This window comes from Leifsonia sp. TF02-11 (assembly GCF_017565305.1).
In the GTDB taxonomy this organism is placed as follows: Bacteria; Actinomycetota; Actinomycetes; order Actinomycetales; family Microbacteriaceae; genus Leifsonia.
Genome location: NZ_JAGEKP010000004.1, coordinates 371644 through 384848 on the forward strand (window position 1 = coordinate 371644; position 13205 = coordinate 384848).

Genomic DNA, 13205 nt, shown 5'->3' on the forward strand with positions numbered 1-13205 from the left:
GTCGCGTCCCTCGCTTCGGCTACTTGTTCAACGGGCTCATGTCCGCATACCGATCCCCCACCGGCGCGGCGACGCGGTCGAGGCGGGCGAGCTGCTCCGGTGTGAGGTCGAGGTCGGCCGCCGCCACGTTCTGCTCGAGGTTCTCGACGCGTCGCGTTCCGGGGATGGGGGCCAGGTCGTCGCCCTTCGACAGCAGCCAGGCGAGCGCGACCTGCCCGGGGGCGGCCCCGGCCTCGCGGGCCACCGCGTCGACCTCCTCCACGATCCGGATGTTGGCCTCCAGGTTGTCGCCCTCGAAGCGCGGGTTGAAGCGGCGGAAGTCGTCGTCGGCGAGCTGGTCGAGGGAGCGGATCGAACCGGTGAGGAACCCGCGGCCGAGCGGAGAGTACGGCACGAAGCCGATGCCGAGCTCGCGCACGGTCGGCAGCACCTCCGACTCCGGGTCTCGCGTCCACAGCGAGTACTCGGTCTGCACCGCGGTGACCGGGTGCACTGCGTTCGCGCGCACGATCGTCTCCGGCGCGGCCTCCGACAGACCGTAGTGGCGGATCTTGCCCTCCTCGATCAGCTCCGCGAGCGCGCCGACGGTGTCCTCGATCGGCGTGCCCGGGTCCATCCGGTGCTGGTAGTAGAGGTCGATGTGGTCGGTCTGCAGTCGCCGCAGCGACCCCTCGACCGACAGGCGGACGTTCTCGGGCGAGCCGTCGAGGCCGCGCTCGTCCTTCGAGCGGTGCAGGATGGTGCCGAACTTCGTGGCGATGACCACCTTGTCGCGGCGCCCGCCCGCGAAGGCGCGTGCCAGCAGTTCCTCGTTCGTGTACGGTCCGTAGATCTCGGCGGTGTCGAAGAAGGTGACTCCGAGGTCCATCGCGCGGTGGATGGTGCGGATCGAGCCCGCGTCGTCGGTGCCGGCTCCGGTGTAGAACGCGCTCATCCCCATGCAGCCGAGGCCGAGCCGCGAGACCTCGAGCTTCTCCGTTCCCAGTGTGATCGTCATCAATGCCATACCGTCACGATAGACCCGCGGACCTCTGGTGTCCGACCCTCCTGATACGGTCGCCGACATGACCCTCACCAAGTACTACGTCGCGTCCTCCATCGACGGATTCATCGCCGACACCCACGACCGCATCGAATGGCTCGAGCAGTTCGGCTTCGAGGAGTTCGACGAGCACTACCAGGCTTTCCTGTCCAGTATCGGCGCGCTCGTGATGGGCGCCACCACGTACGAGTTCGTGCTCGCGCAGGGCGCCTGGCCGTACGCCGACATCCCCACCTGGGTGGTCACGCACCGCGCGCTGCCCACCATCGAGGGCGCCTCGATCACCGTCTTCGCCGGCGACGTCGAGCAGCTCGACGCCGAGGTGCGGGAGGCCGCGGACGATCGCGACGTCTGGCTGGTCGGCGGCGGCGCTCTGGCCGCGCAGTTCGCCGACCGCGGGCTCATCGACGAGCTGCACGTGACCTACGTCCCCGTGCTCGTCGGATCGGGCAAGCCGTTACTCCCCGTGGCCGAGGCGAGCCGTCCGCTGGTGCTGTCGAGCAGCAAGACGTTCCCCTCCGGCAGCATCGAGCACGTCTACCGCTTCGCCTGAGCCGCGCCCCCGTCCAAACCCCGCCCACCGCAACGCCGAGGGGCACGTTGTTGTCCCCTTCGAGCGTCGAAGGGGACAACAACGTGCCCCTCGGCGGCGGCGGAGCGCGCAGGAGCGTCAGGCGCGGCGCTTCTTGGCGTCGACGCCCTCCGGTGCCGGCTCCTCGACCGGCAGCGGCCGGGCGATCGGGATGCGGCTGCCGAGCACCTGGGCGACCAGATCGCGGGCGATCTTCTGCGGGGTGAGCCCGGCGTCGTCGAGGATCTGGTCGCGCGTCGCGTGGTCGATGAACGCGTCGGGCAGGCCGAGCTCGTCGACGGCCGTGTCGATCCCAGCCTCCCGCAGGTCCTGGCGCACCCGCGTTCCGATGCCGCCGACCCGCACGCCGTCTTCGATGGTGACGACGATCCGGTGCTCGGCCGCCAGGCTCAGGATGCTGCGCGGCACGGGCACGACCCAGCGCGGGTCCACGACCGTCGCACCGATGCCCTGCGCAGCGAGTCGGTCCGCGACCTTGAGGCCGAGGTCGGCCATCGGGCCGACCGTCACCAGCAGCACATCGCGCGCGTCCGACTCGCGCAGCACGTCCACACCGTCGTCGAGGCGGCGCACGGCGGGGATGTCGGCCTGCACGTTCCCCTTCGGGAACCGCAGCACGGTCGGCGCGTCGTCGACCGCCACGGCCTCTCCCAGCTCCTCGCGGAAGCGGGTGCCGTCGCGCGGCGCCGCCAGCCGGATGTTCGGCACCACCTGCAGGATCGCCAGATCCCAGATGCCGTGGTGGCTGGGGCCGTCGGGGCCCGTGACACCGGCCCGGTCGAGCACGAACGTCACGCCCGCCTTGTGCAGGGCGACGTCCATCAGCACCTGGTCGAACGCGCGGTTGATGAAGGTCGCGTAGATCGCGACGACCGGGTGGAGGCCGCCGTAGGCGAGGCCCGCGGCGCTCGTCGCTGCGTGCTGCTCGGCGATGCCGACGTCGTGCACGCGGTCGGGGAACCGCTCGGCGAACTTGTGGAGTCCGGTCGGCCGCAGCATCGCGGCGGTGATGCCGACGATCTTCGGGTTCTTCTCGGCGAGCTTCACGATCTCGTCGGCGAAGACGCCGGTCCAGCTCGGCTTGGTGGAGCTCTCGATGGGCTCGCCGGTCTCCGGGTCGATCTGCCCGACGGCGTGGAACTGGTCCGCCGCGTCGCGCAGAGCCGGCTCGTAACCGCGGCCCTTCTGGGTGATCGCGTGCACGATGACCGGGGCGCCGTAGTTCTTCGCCTGGCGGAGCGCCTCCTCCATCGCGTGGATGTCGTGCCCGTGCACCGGCCCGATGTACTTGATGTCGAGGTTGGAGTACAGCGCCTCGTTGTTCGAGAACCGGCTCAGGAAGCCGTGCAGGCCGCCGCGGATGCCGCGGTAGAACGACTGACCGGGCGACCCGAGCTTGTCGAACGCCTTGCGGCTGCTGAGGTAGAGGTTGCGGTAGCTCCTGCGGGTGCGCACGGTGTTGAGGAACCGAGCCATGCCGCCGATGGTCGGAGCGTACGAGCGACCGTTGTCGTTGACGACGATGATCAATCGGCGGTTGTTGTCGTCGGAGATGTTGTTGAGCGCCTCCCACGTCATCCCGCCGGTGAGCGCGCCGTCGCCGACGACGGCGACCACGTGCCGGTCGTCCTGGCCGGTCATGCCGAACGCCCGGGAGATGCCGTCTGCCCAGCTGAGCGACGAGGAGGCGTGCGAGCTCTCCACGATGTCGTGCTCGGACTCGGAGCGTTGGGGGTAGCCGGCGAGCCCGCCGCGCTGCCGCAGCCGCGAGAAGTCCTGGCGGCCGGTGAGCAGCTTGTGCACGTACGACTGGTGGCCGGTGTCGAACACGATCGCGTCGCGCGGCGAGTCGAAGACCCGGTGGATCGCGATCGTCGTCTCGACGACGCCGAGGTTCGGACCGAGGTGGCCGCCGGTCTTCGAGACGTTGGCGACCAGGAAGGTCCGCACTTCTGCGGCGAGCTGGTCGAGCTCCTTGTCCGTGAGCCGGTCGAGATCACGCGGCCCGTGGATGGTTTCGAGGATGCTCATGGATTTCAGTGTAGAACCGTGTGAATCGGAGGAGGCTCGGAACCGTGCGATCCCGAGCCTCCCCTTGACAACGGTCTGATTACACCAGGCTCCGCAGCACGTACTGCAGGATGCCGCCGTTGCGGTAGTAGTCGGCCTCACCGGGGGTGTCGATCCGGACCACCGCGTCGAACTCGACGACCTGCTTGCCCGCGGGCGAGTGCTCGGTGGGCTCGGCGACGACGTGCACGGTCTTGGGCGTGCGGCCCTCGTTGAGCTCCTCGAGGCCCGTGATCGAGAACGACTCGGTGCCGTCGAGGCCCAGCGACTCGATGCTCTCGCCGGCCGGGAACTGGAGCGGAACGACGCCCATACCGATCAGGTTCGAACGGTGGATGCGCTCGAAGCTCTCGGTGATGACCGCGCGGACGCCGAGGAGGCTCGTGCCCTTGGCCGCCCAGTCGCGCGACGAGCCGGAGCCGTACTCCTTGCCGCCCAGGACGACGAGCGGGGTGCCCTGCGCCTGGTAGTTCTGCGACGCGTCGTAGATGAACGACTGCGGGCCGTCGGCCTTGGTGAAATCACGCGTGTATCCACCCTCGACGCCGTCGAGGAGCTGGTTGCGCAGGCGGATGTTCGCGAACGTGCCGCGGATCATCACCTCGTGGTTGCCACGGCGCGAGCCGTACGAGTTGAAGTCCTTGCGGTCGATGCCGTGCTCGGTCAGGTACTGGCCGGCCGGGCTGTCCGCCTTGATGGAGCCGGCGGGCGAGATGTGGTCGGTGGTGACCGAGTCGCCGAGCTTCGCCAGCACGCGGGCGCCGGTGATGTCGGCGACCGGAGTGGTCTCCAGCGTCATGCCCTCGAAGTACGGAGGCTTGCGCACGTAGGTCGACTTCGCGTCCCACTCGAACACCGAGCCGGTCGGGGTGGCGAGCGACTTCCAGCGCTCATCGCCCTCGAAGACCGAGGAGTACTGGTGGACGAACATGCCCTCGTTGATGGAGGAGTCGATCGTCTGCTGCACCTCGGCTGCATCGGGCCAGATGTCCTTCAGGAAGACGTCGTTGCCGTCGGTGTCGGTGCCCAGCGGGTCGACCTCGAAGTCGAAGTTCATCGAACCGGCGAGCGCGTACGCGATGACCAGCGGCGGGCTCGCCAGGTAGTTCATCTTGACATCGGGGTTGATGCGGCCCTCGAAGTTGCGGTTACCCGAGAGCACGGCGGTGACGGCGAGGTCGCTGTCGTTGACCGCCTGCGAGATCTCGTCGAGCAGCGGGCCCGAGTTGCCGATGCAGGTGGTGCAGCCGTAGCCGACCGTGTAGAAGCCGAGGGCCTCCAGGTCCTTCGTGAGTCCGGCCTTCTCGTAGTAGTCCGTGACGACCTTCGAGCCCGGGGCGAGCGTGGTCTTGACCCACGGCTTGGCCTTGAGGCCCTTCTTGGCCGCGTTGCGAGCCAGGAGGCCGGCCGCCAGCATGACCGACGGGTTCGACGTGTTCGTGCACGAGGTGATCGCCGCGATGGCGACCGCGCCGTGGTCGATCACGAAGTCGGTGCCGTCGCCCAGCTTCACCGGGGTCGGGTTGGAGGCCGTCTTCGGGGCGTGGCTGTGGTGCGTGTGCACGTGGTGGCTGTAGGAGTCCTCCGGCTGCAGCTCGCCGGGGTCGGACGCCGGGAACGACTCCGAGATGGTCAGGTCGACCAGGTCGTGCGAGATCTCCGCGTAGTCTGTGAGGTCCTTCTCGAACTGGCTCTTGGCCTCGCTGAGCTCGATGCGGTCCTGCGGGCGCTTCGGGCCGGCGATCGACGGGACGACCGTCGAGAGGTCGAGCTCGAGGTACTCGGAGAAGACCGGCTCGCTGGCCGGGTCGTGCCACAGGCTCTGCGCCTTCGAGTACGCCTCGACCAGGGCGACCTGCTCCTCGCTGCGGCCGGTGAGGCGCAGGTAGTCGAGGGTCACGTCGTCGACGGGGAACATCGCGGCGGTCGAGCCGAACTCCGGGCTCATGTTGCCGATGGTGGCGCGGTTGGCCAGCGGGACCTCCGCGACGCCGGCGCCGTAGAACTCGACGAACTTGCCGACGACGCCGTGCTTGCGCAGCATCTGGGTGATGGTGAGCACGACGTCCGTCGCGGTCACGCCGGTCGGGATGGCGCCGGTCAGCTTGAAGCCGACGACCTTGGGGATGAGCATGGAGACCGGCTGGCCCAGCATGGCCGCCTCCGCCTCGATGCCGCCGACGCCCCAGCCCAGCACGCCGAGGCCGTTGACCATGGTGGTGTGCGAGTCGGTGCCGACGCAGGTGTCCGGGTAGGCCAGGAGCTCGCCGCCGACCTCACGGGTCATGGTGACACGGGCGAGGTACTCGATGTTGACCTGGTGGACGATGCCGGTGCCCGGCGGGACGACCTTGAAGTCGTCGAACGCGGTCTGGCCCCAGCGGAGGAACTGATAACGCTCGCCGTTGCGCTCGTATTCGATGTCGGTGTTGCGCTCGAGCGCGTCCGGCTGGCCGAAAAGGTCGGCGATGACGGAGTGGTCGATGACCATCTCGGCCGGGGCCAGCGGGTTGATCTTGTTCGGGTCGCCGCCGAGCGACGACACGGCCTCGCGCATGGTGGCGAGGTCGACGATGCAGGGCACACCGGTGAAGTCCTGCATGATCACGCGGGCCGGCGTGAACTGGATCTCGGTGTCCGGCTCCGCCTGCGGGTCCCAGCCGCCGAGTGCGCGAATGTGGTCGGCGGTGATGTTGGCGCCGTCCTCGGTCCGCAGGAGGTTCTCCAGCAGCACCTTGAGGCTGAACGGGAGCTTCCGGTACCCCTCGACCGTGTCGATCTTGAAGATCGTGTAGTCCTTCGACCCCACCGTCAGGGTGCTCTTCGCACCGAAACTATTTACAGCTGACACTGTGCCTTCTCCTTCGTCGGCAGGCGATTCACCGCGAGCCGTGTCCATCTTGGTCGTGCGTCGAAGCGTGTTTCCAGCAAGGTAAGCCTAAGTGTTCCGCTCAGGAAAGTATCTTGACGTCAAGATAAAATCTAGCACGTTCACTCCCGGTCGAACACCAGGCCACGCCGCCTGGCGAACCGGTAGAAGAGCTCGATTCCGGCCGAGCCGACGATGCCGACCGCGACTCCCCAGGCCAGCGCGGTATCGAGGGAGAGGTGCATCTCGAAGAACGTCGCCGTGGCCGGGATCACGCACACCAGCACGAAGGCCGCCGCGACCCCGCCGAGCAGGAACCACCGCCACATCGTGAGCGGGCGCGTGAGCACGCACAGGATCCAGAGCGAGACGCAGAACAGGGCGACCGTGGTCACGCTGCGCGCTTCGTGCAGCGGGATGGCGCTGTGCAGCGGCGCGTACGCGACGACCGCCGTCAGCCCGGCGATCACGCCTGTCGGGATCGAGTACCGCAGGATGCGCGGGAGCACGCCAGGGGTGTAGATGCGCTTGTTCGGCGCGAGGGCGAGGAAGAAGGAGGGGATGCCGATGGCGAGGGTCGACACCAGCGTCAGCTGCCGCGGCAGGAACGGGAACGGCCACAGCACGACCGCGCTGACCAGGGCCAGCAGGATGCCGTAGACGGTCTTGGCCAGGAAGATGTTCGACACCCGCTCGACGTTGGCGATCACGCGGCGGCCGGAGGCCAGCACATCGGGCAGCCGGTCGAAGCGGTTGTCGAGCAGCACCAGCCGGGACACCGCCTTGGTCGCCGCCGTCGCCGTCCCCATCGCGATGCCGAGGTTGGCGTCCTTGATGGCCATGGCGTCGTTGACCCCGTCGCCGGTCATCGCGACCGTGCGGCCCTCGCGCTGCAGCAGGCCGACGGCGGTGCGCTTCTGCTCGGGGCTGACCCGGCCGAAGATGCTCGCGCGGCCGAGGGCGTCGGCGAGCTCCTCGTCGGTCGCGAGCGTGGAGGCGTCGATCGCCTCGCCCTCCATGTTGAGGGCGCGGGCGATGGCCTCCACGGTGACGGGATTGTCTCCCGACATCACGACGACGCGCACGGCCTGCTCGCTGAAGTAGCCGAGGGTCTCCGGCGCCTCCGATCGCAGGTTCTCCCCCAGGATCACGAGCAGCGCCGGCGCGACCCGCACGCCGGTGAGCGGCACGTGGGTGCCGCTCGGGAGCGGGTCGAGCGCGCGGGCGAGGGCGAGCGTGCGCCGGCCGGTGGCGGCGATGGCGTTCGCCCGCTGCAACGGCTCGGCGTGGTCGGCGAGCACCCGCTCGGGAGCGCCCAGCACCCAGGAGGTCTCCTCGCCGTCGACCTGCATCACGAGCCCGCTGTACTTGGTCGCCGAGCTGAACGGGATGCGCCGCTCGATCCGGAACCGGTCGCTGCGGAACCGGGTCGACAGGATCCCGGACGTCGCGTTGCCGGTGTCGTCGGCGCCGAACGCCGCGAGGGCCGTCTCGGCCAGCTCCGCGGGTTCGTCCCCGATCGACTCGGTCCCCTCGAGCTCCAGCTCGCCCGTCGTGAGGGTGCCGGTCTTGTCCAGGCAGAGCACGTCGACGCGGGCGAGCACCTCGACCGCCGCGAGCTCCTGCACGAGCACCTTGCGCGCGGCAAGCTGGATCGCGGCCACCCCGAACGCGAGGCTGGTGAGCAGCACCAGGCCCTCGGGGATCATGCCCACGACCGCCGCCACCGCGTCGAGGAGGGCGCGCCGCCACCGGCTGTCGGTGAAGAGCTCGGCGAAGCCGCCGTACGCGAGCACGCGGCCGATCAGGGTCACCAGGATGACGGGCCCGAGGATCCAGGACAGGTAGACGAGGATGCGGTTGGTGGCGTCGCGCAGCTCGGAGTGCACCAGCGAGTGGCGGCGGATCTCGCTGGTGAGCTTGCTCGCGTAGGAGTCGGCGCCGACGGCCGTCACGACCGCGTAGCCGGTGCCGGTCGCGACGTGCGAGCCGGAGAGCAGCTGCGCGCCGTCGTCTTTGAAGACCGGGTCGGACTCGCCCGTCAGCATCGACTCGTCGAGCGAGAGCCCCGTGCTCTCTGCCACGACCGCGTCTGCGGGGATCTGGTCGCCCGGGCGCAGGACGAGCAGGTCGTCGAGCACGACCTCCTGCAGCGGGATGGCGACGACCTCTCCGCCGCGGCGCACCCTGCTCTCCGGAGCGGCGAGCAGTGCCGCCTTGTCGAGCACCCGCTTCGCGCGGACCTCCTGGACGATGCCGATGAGCGCGTTCACGACGACGACGCCGTAGAAGAAGCCGTCACGCAGATCGCCGAGCAGCAGCACCGCGATGAAACACCCGGTGAGGATGCCGTTGAACAGCGTGAAGATGTTCTCGCGCAGGATGTCGCCGAGCGAGCGCGAACCCGCCTGGCGTTGGAGGTTGACCCGGCCGTCGGCCTGGCGCTCCGCCACCTCCGCGGCGCTCAGTCCCTCTCTGGTGCGCGCGTCGAGCATCCCTCCCCCTCCTGGACGCGTGGCCGGCTAACCGGCGTTCTTCTCCGGCGAGCGCGGCGTTTGCTGCGGCTTCTGCGGGAACTGGCCCTTGACCACGAACCAGGTCACCAGCAGCAGCGGCGCATAGAGCGGCACGCCCATCAGCAGCTTGGTGAGCGCGAGCGCGCTCGTGGCCCCGTCGGTGTGCGCGAGATAGAGCGGGACCTGGACGAGGAGCCGCGCGGCGAACAGCAGGAACCAGAGGAACGTGAGCGCCTGCATGACGCGGAACTTCGACTTGACCGACCGCCAGGCGAGCCCGTCGCCCATCAGGTAGCCGGCTGCGAGACCGATCAGCGGCCAGCGCACCAGGATCGAGATCAGGAGGGCGGCCGCGTACGCGGCGTTGGTCCAGATCCCGAGGATGAAGTTGTCCTCGCCGCGGCCCGTGATGAGCGCGAAGATCGCCGAGAGCCCGACGCCGATCAGGCCGGCCAGCGCCTGGGTGATCGGCGTCTTGCCGATGATCCGCACCGCGGTGAACACCACAGCGACAGCCACCGAGACGCCGATGGAGAGCGGCACGTTCTGCGTGAACGTGAAGAGGATGAGGAAGACGAGCCCGGGGAGGATGGTCTCCAGGAGGCCGCGCACGCCGCCGAGAGCGGAGAGGAGCGCCGTGCCCGTGGGAGCGCCGCCGTCGACGAGCTGACCCATGCCCGAGTTGCGGGCGGCACGCGCGAGGGACTCGCCGACCGTGGACGCGACCTGGTCGTCGCGCGCCTCAGCGCCCGTCCCGTCCGCGCCCTGCTGCGGGTCGCGCTGCTGCTCGGTCACGTCGCCACCGCTCACAGGGACGAGTAGCCGCTGTCGCCGGTGCTCGGCGCCGACGGCATCCGCAGCGGGATGAGGTCTCGCGGGGGCATCGGCACGTTGCCGCGCACGACGACGATGCTGCGGAACAGGTCCTCCACCAACGCGGCGGCCTCCGGCTTCACGGCCGCGTCGCCCGCGATCACTCCGCGCAGGAACCAGCGGGGACCGTCGACGCCGACGAAGCGTGCGACGCGGGTCTCCCCCGGTGCACCCTGCGGAGGGGCGACGGGGATCTCGGCGACCAGCTCCGGGCCGAAGACGCCGTCGCGCTCGCTCACCCGGCCGCCCTGGCGCTGCACCTGCTCCGCGATCTGCTCGCGGATCTCGTGCCACAACCCGGTGGAGCGCGGCGCGGCGAACGGCTGCACCTGCAGGGTGGAGTTGGCGTAGTCGAGCCCGACCGCGACGACGCGCTGGGACTCCTCCTCGACCTCCAGCCGCAGGTGGAGACCCTCGCGAGGCAGGATCTTGACGCCGCCGAGGTCGACATAGGGACGGACCGGGTTCGCCTCGCTCTCGTCGAGGGGACCTTCCGTCTCACGATCCTCCGGTGCGGACTTGTCTGCGTCCTGAGGAGCCGTGAGGTCCTCGCCGGGGGTGTCGCTGCTGTCGGTCAAGCGTGTTCTCCTGCCTGGGTGACGGTGTAGCCGGACGAGCCGAAGCCCGCGGTGCCGCGGTGGCTGTCCGGGAGGGTGTCGACGGGGACGAACCGGGCCTGCACGACCGGCATGACGATCAGCTGGGCGATCCTGTCGCCGACGGCGATATCGTACGACATCGACCTGTCCGTATTCAGAACGGTCACCTTGATCTCGCCGCGATAGCCGGCGTCCACGGTGCCAGGCGCGTTGACGATGGTGATGCCGTGGCGCATGGCGAGACCGCTGCGCGGCACGACGAACGCGAGATAGCCCTCCGGAAGGGCGATCGAGACGCCGGTGGCGACCGTGTGCCGCTCGCCGGGGGCCAGCGTCACCGCCTCCGCCGCACACAGGTCGGCGCCGGCGTCACCGGGGTGGGCGTACGCCGGGAGGTGCTGGGCGATGATCGGGACGTCCACGGTTTCGGTCACGTGTCGAGGGTAGTGCACGAAGGATGATCGAATAGGCGTATGGACCTCTATCGCGAACGGCTCTGGGCGACCCCCTGGCTCTTCATCTCCACCATCCTCATCGTGCCGGCCGTGATGCTCGTGTTCGCCCCGATCAACTTCGCCGTCGGCGTCGTGCTCGCGATCGTCTTCTATGCCGCCATCGTGATCGCGCTGCTGGTCTCCGCGCCCGTCATCCGGGTCACCTCCGCCGAGCTGCTCGCGGGCCACGCGCGGATCCCTCTGGAGTTCATCGGCGAGCCGGTGGCCTTCCGGGGCGGCGAGGCGACGCTGCAGCGCGGCCAGCGGCTCGACGCCCGCGCCTGGCTGCTCATCCGCGGCTGGATCAAACCGGTCGTCAAGGTGCCGGTCCTCGACGTCGACGACCCGGCGCCCTACTGGCTGATCTCGACAAGAAACCCGGACCAGTTGGTCCGGGTTCTCGATGAGGCCCGACGTTCCTCCAGCCCCCTCGGGGACTAGCCGGCGTCGTAGCGGTGCGGTGCGACGCTCAGGCGGCGCACTCCACGCAGATCGGCCCGAGCTTGCTCTCGTGGTCGATCTGCGAGCGGTGCTTCACCAGGAAGCAGCTCACGCAGGTGAACTCGTCAGCCTGAGGAGGCAGCACCACGACGTCGAGGTCGAGGTCCGACAGGTCGGCACCGGGGAGCTCGTAGCCGCCGGGGTTGTCGGCGTCTTCGACGTCGACGACACCAGACATCTTGTCCGGAACTCGCTCCTTGAGGGCCTCGATCGACTCGGAGTCGTCCTCGGTCTTCCGCGGTGCGTCGTAATCCGTTGCCATGCCCATCCACTTCTCGTCGTAACGGCCGATTCTCGCAATCGGCGGCCATAGTTTGCATCAATCCCCTGCGAATAGCAAAACCACGCAGGAGGCTCTCAGCGATTGCTCGGTGTTCAACTTCCGGCACGCCCGGGGTATTCCCCGGAAAGCCCCCGTTCTCGTGGCATTCTGGGCCGGAACGAACGCGAGCTCGGAAGGCATCACCATGCAGGATTTGAAGGTCATCGGGGTCGAGAACGGCGCGATCGTCGCCGTCGGCGACGACGGTGAGCGATTCCGCATCGCCGTCGACGACACGCTGCAGTCGAAGATCCGGCAGGTGCGGCAGCAGGCGTCCACCGAAGGGCCCAAACTCTCGCCGCGCGAGATCCAGGCGCACATCCGCTCCGGGATGTCGGCCGACGACGTCGCCGCGGTCACCGGGGCGCCCCTGGACTACGTCCAGCGCTTCGAGGGTCCGATCGTCGCCGAACGCGAACACGTCGTCGCGAGCGCGCTCAGCGTGCCGGTCCGCACCTCCGCGGAGGTCGACCCGATGGGCGACCCCGACACCTTCGGCTCGGTGATCCGCGACCGGCTGGCCTCGCTCGGCGTCTCCGGCGAGCGCTGGGCGAGCTGGAAGGACGAGGAGACCGGCTGGATCGTCAAGCTGGAGTTCACGGCAGACGAGATCGACCACGACGCCCGCTGGAGCTACGACCTGCGCAAGCACGCGCTCGCGCCCCTCAACTCGGAGGCGACGACGCTCTCGCAGGCGGGCGAGCTGCGCGGCGGGGCGCTCATCCCCCGACTGCGCGCCGTGCTGCCGCACGAGGGCGAGCCGGACACCTCCCGCTTCGACAGCGGCGCCTTCACCTTCCCCGCTCCCGGCGCCGACCTCCTCGGCCCCGAGGTGACGCAGCCGATCGAGCCGCTGGAGCCCCACGTGCCCGGCCGTGCCAGCAACTCCATCGCCGTCTCCGCGATCAAACGGGCCGACGACGAGACGCCGCGCGACCTGCACCAGACCGCCGACCTCCTCGAGGCCCTGCGCCGTCGCCGCGGCGAGCGCGAGGCCGCGAACTACGACGACCGCGGCCCGCAGCGCACGGAGCTCCCCGAGCGCCGCGACACCGGCCGACCGGAGGCCGGGCCGACGGATGTCGAGCAGCCGACACTCCTCGACCCGCTGCCCTTCCGTCTCGTCGAGGAGAGCATCACCGTCATCGAGGAGTTCGCACCGGCGCCCGAGCAGCCCGCACGGCCCGCAGCCACGCCGTCCGCGCCCTCCCCCGCCCAGCAGGAGCAGGTGCCCGCCTCGGGCGGACGCCGCAAGGGACGCGCCGCGATGCCGAGCTGGGACGAGATCGTCTTCGGCGCGCGCACGGACGACGACCTGGCCTGAGCC

11 protein-coding genes are annotated in these 13205 nt (G+C 69.5%); 3 read left to right on the plus strand and 8 right to left on the minus strand.

The window, feature by feature from the left end; all coding sequences use genetic code 11:
• Positions 1-19: 19 nt before the first annotated feature.
• Positions 20-1000, minus strand: coding sequence for an aldo/keto reductase (locus JNB50_RS07605; protein ID WP_374222253.1), 981 nt, complete (start codon positions 998-1000; stop codon positions 20-22).
• 64 nt (positions 1001-1064) lie between these two features.
• Here JNB50_RS07605 and JNB50_RS07610 point away from each other — a divergent pair, with 64 nt between their 5' ends.
• A complete protein-coding gene (locus tag JNB50_RS07610) occupies positions 1065-1595 on the plus strand; it encodes a dihydrofolate reductase family protein (RefSeq protein WP_208039491.1) in 531 nt (176 codons plus the stop codon).
• Positions 1596-1712: 117 nt separating this feature from the next.
• On the opposite strand, the gene dxs is transcribed toward JNB50_RS07610, so the two are convergent.
• From dxs to dut, 6 genes are all read right to left on the minus strand, one after another.
• Positions 1713-3665 carry a 1-deoxy-D-xylulose-5-phosphate synthase gene (gene dxs, locus JNB50_RS07615; protein WP_208039492.1) on the minus strand — a complete coding sequence of 651 codons (1953 nt, stop codon included), beginning with the start codon at positions 3663-3665 and terminating at the stop codon, positions 1713-1715.
• A 79-nt stretch (positions 3666-3744) separates the two neighbouring features.
• Positions 3745-6555, minus strand: a complete 2811-nt coding sequence (gene acnA, locus JNB50_RS07620; RefSeq protein WP_374222249.1) for an aconitate hydratase AcnA — start codon at positions 6553-6555, stop codon at positions 3745-3747.
• A 140-nt stretch (positions 6556-6695) separates the two neighbouring features.
• Positions 6696-9068 (minus strand): cation-translocating P-type ATPase, encoded by a 2373-nt coding sequence (locus tag JNB50_RS07625; RefSeq protein ID WP_208039494.1) that lies wholly within the window; start codon positions 9066-9068, stop codon positions 6696-6698.
• 27 nt (positions 9069-9095) lie between these two features.
• Complete coding sequence (locus JNB50_RS07630) at positions 9096-9884, minus strand: DUF3159 domain-containing protein (RefSeq protein ID WP_307794640.1); 789 nt, start codon at positions 9882-9884, stop codon at positions 9096-9098.
• A gap of 11 nt (positions 9885-9895) precedes the next feature.
• The gene (locus JNB50_RS07635; protein ID WP_208039495.1) at positions 9896-10540 is read right to left on the minus strand and encodes a DUF3710 domain-containing protein; all 645 of its coding nucleotides are present in this window, start codon (positions 10538-10540) and stop codon (positions 9896-9898) included.
• Positions 10537-10995, minus strand: coding sequence for a dUTP diphosphatase (dut, locus tag JNB50_RS07640; protein ID WP_208039496.1), 459 nt, complete (start codon positions 10993-10995; stop codon positions 10537-10539). Before dut ends, JNB50_RS07635 begins: the two co-directional genes overlap by 4 nt.
• A 39-nt stretch (positions 10996-11034) precedes the next feature.
• On the opposite strand from dut, the gene JNB50_RS07645 reads away from it, so the two are divergent.
• A complete protein-coding gene (locus JNB50_RS07645) occupies positions 11035-11496 on the plus strand; it encodes a DUF3093 domain-containing protein (RefSeq protein ID WP_208039497.1) in 462 nt (153 codons plus the stop codon).
• 28 nt (positions 11497-11524) lie between these two features.
• On the opposite strand, the gene JNB50_RS07650 is transcribed toward JNB50_RS07645, so the two are convergent.
• Positions 11525-11818, minus strand: coding sequence for a DUF4193 domain-containing protein (locus JNB50_RS07650; protein WP_025155643.1), 294 nt, complete (start codon positions 11816-11818; stop codon positions 11525-11527).
• 205 nt (positions 11819-12023) lie between these two features.
• Here JNB50_RS07650 and sepH point away from each other — a divergent pair, with 205 nt between their 5' ends.
• Complete coding sequence (gene sepH / locus JNB50_RS07655) at positions 12024-13202, plus strand: septation protein SepH (protein WP_208039498.1); 1179 nt, start codon at positions 12024-12026, stop codon at positions 13200-13202.
• The last annotated feature ends 3 nt before the right edge of the window (positions 13203-13205 follow it).

What these genes read in the sequence shown, in the direction of transcription:
- JNB50_RS07610 (WP_208039491.1), top strand. Translation starts at nt 1,065, where the DNA reads ATGACCCTCACCAAGTACTACGTCGCGTCCTCCATCGACGGATTCATC.
- dxs (WP_208039492.1), bottom strand. Translation starts at nt 3,665, where the DNA reads ATGAGCATCCTCGAAACCATCCACGGGCCGCGTGATCTCGACCGGCTC.
- JNB50_RS07625 (WP_208039494.1), bottom strand. Translation starts at nt 9,068, where the DNA reads ATGCTCGACGCGCGCACCAGAGAGGGACTGAGCGCCGCGGAGGTGGCG.
- JNB50_RS07645 (WP_208039497.1), top strand. Translation starts at nt 11,035, where the DNA reads ATGGACCTCTATCGCGAACGGCTCTGGGCGACCCCCTGGCTCTTCATC.
- JNB50_RS07650 (WP_025155643.1), bottom strand. Translation starts at nt 11,818, where the DNA reads ATGGCAACGGATTACGACGCACCGCGGAAGACCGAGGACGACTCCGAG.
- sepH (WP_208039498.1), top strand. Translation starts at nt 12,024, where the DNA reads ATGCAGGATTTGAAGGTCATCGGGGTCGAGAACGGCGCGATCGTCGCC.